The organism is Corynebacterium sp. MSK035, from assembly GCF_030232615.1.
Taxonomy (GTDB): Bacteria; Actinomycetota; Actinomycetes; order Mycobacteriales; family Mycobacteriaceae; genus Corynebacterium; species Corynebacterium jeikeium_D.
The window spans coordinates 1-635 of the sequence record NZ_JASPJP010000045.1; the positions used below are offsets into that span (position 1 = coordinate 1).

Annotated in this window: 1 protein-coding gene; it reads left to right on the forward strand. The window is 55.6% G+C overall.

The window, feature by feature from the left end; genetic code table 11:
• Positions 1-2: 2 nt before the first annotated feature.
• On the forward strand, positions 3-635 hold a 633-nt coding region (locus tag QP978_RS10770), incomplete at its 3' end, for an IS30 family transposase (protein ID WP_284857164.1).

Genomic DNA, 635 nt, shown 5'->3' on the forward strand with positions numbered 1-635 from the left:
CCATGACTATTAGCCACGAGTCGATTTACCAGGCCCTTTACGTACAAGGGGCAGGCAGCTTGCGCAAAGAACTTGTGTTTGAAAAGTCCTGCCGGACTACCCGGCCAGGGCGTAAACCCCGCTCGCTTCTCGCAGGGGTGCCCAAGCCACGTGGAAAACGCTGGACTCATGATGCCAATATTTCACTTCGCCCAGCCGAAGCCAATGATCGTGCGGTACCCGGTCATTGGGAAGGCGATTTGATTATTGGCGCAGATGGCACCAGTGCTTTAGCGACGTTGGTGGAACGCCGCAGCAGGTTTGTGCTGCTCGGCAGACTCGGCACTGACCATACTGCCGCCAGTGTCAATGAGGTGATGGTACGGATGATTCGTCGGCTCAAAGAGTCGATGGACACCACGATTTCGACGTTGACCTGGGATCAGGGAGTGGAGTTTGCCAAACACACGGAGTTTTCTGTCGCGGAGAATATCCAGGTGTTTTTCGCCGATCCGCATTCGCCGTGGCAGCGAGGTAGCAATGAGCGGATGAACCGGGATATCCGGTTTTATTTCCCCAAAGGCACCAACTTTACCGATGTCACCGACCAAGAGGTCGCCGAGGCGGAAGCATTGCTGAATAACCGGCCACGGGTA